The sequence below is a fragment of the Seonamhaeicola sp. NFXS20 genome, from assembly GCF_049132085.1.
GTDB lineage: Bacteria > Bacteroidota > Bacteroidia > Flavobacteriales > Flavobacteriaceae > Seonamhaeicola.
Window position 1 is genome coordinate 1 of record NZ_JAFMPU010000037.1, and the last position, 1440, is coordinate 1440.

The 1440-nt window shown below is 29.8% G+C and carries 1 protein-coding gene; it reads left to right on the forward strand.

Annotated features, from left to right (window positions below; translation table 11 throughout):
* Positions 1 to 148 precede the first annotated feature (148 nt).
* Entirely contained in the window at positions 149 to 1315 is a 1167-nt protein-coding gene (locus J1D01_RS17355; RefSeq protein WP_421151768.1) for an SIR2 family protein, read from the forward strand.
* Positions 1316 to 1440 lie beyond the last annotated feature (125 nt).

The window sequence follows — 1440 nt, forward strand, 5'->3', positions numbered from 1 at the left end:
CTGTTCCTTTATTTTTTTACTTTTATAAAAACTAAATTAAAAATATAAAGCACACAACATGCTGTATAATTAATGGCCGCATAAAGCCAACGCTTAAACCAAGCCACTAACCATACAGCTGTCCGTTAGCTACCATTTGAGCGAAAATATGGGAAATCATTTGACAGTAATTTTAGGAGCTGGATTTTCAGCAAACGCAGGAATGCCAACTGCAAGTTCAATAGCTGAAAGATTTAATCGAGATTTAAGAGAAAAACTCTTATCTGCGTCATCAAGTGAATGGTTTTGGATTGACGGCAAGGACGAAACTTTTATGCATAATGGTAGATTGAATTATGACTATATAGCTTATTCATATGTATTCGATGAACTTGTAAAAAGTTATGTTGCTGACCGTGGTAAATTTATTTATTACGAAGATTTTTATCAATTTATTATTGATAATTTCACAAACTCTGATTGGGTTGAGGAGTTATTTGAAAAAGCAAAAAAAGCACTTCTGACTGGCAAACCCTTTTTTCTTGAAGAGAAAAATAAAGAATACTATAAAAGTTACTTATTTGCATTCGACCACAAGCAATTTCAAAAAGTAAGCGATATTCTAAACTATTTGATTGGCGATATTCTTTCAGTAATACCAAAAAACGATGCTGAACTGATAGAAATATATCAAGGTTTTATAGACTATATTTCTCAATTTGAGAGTGTAGACATTTTTACTTTAAATCACGACTTATTATTGGAAAGAGTTTTAGAGTTAAATGGATTGAAGTATTCTAAAGGATTTAACGTTGAAGATTCACCAATAAGTCATAACGATTTATCTGTTCCATACTTCAATAATACTTTTAACGAAAAAATTAAAATCCATAAACTTCACGGGAGTTTAGACTTTTTTCAATTTAGACATTATGAGCAAAATGGTATGTGGTTGCAACCAACTGGAGAATATGACTATTATATGACAACAAATTATTCTACAAAACACAATTCGATTAGAATAAATCCAGATACCAAGGAAATACTTCAAGATTATAATCCAGATATAGTTCCCAAGTTTATAACTGGGACCAGAAAACTGGACACAATTGACAATGATATTTTGTTTAAACAATTATTTAAAAATTTCGGAGAGGTAATAAATAAGTCAGAAAATTTATTCATTTCGGGCTATTCGTTTAGCGATGAACATCTGAATGAAAAATTGAAATCAAAAGAATTTAATTATATAAATCAAAATCCAAGTAAAGAATATCCATTCGATGGAAATGGAAAAAACATTAAAAATTTAAATGAACTAAAAAACGGTAGCTAACAATGGTAACCGTTGCACAAGCCCATAATGTATCCTAAAATTATAATTAGAACCGTCTTTTAAAGTCGGTTTCTGTTTTTATAGACTTAAAATCCTGGTGTTTTAAAAGGCTTTAAAAGCATGTT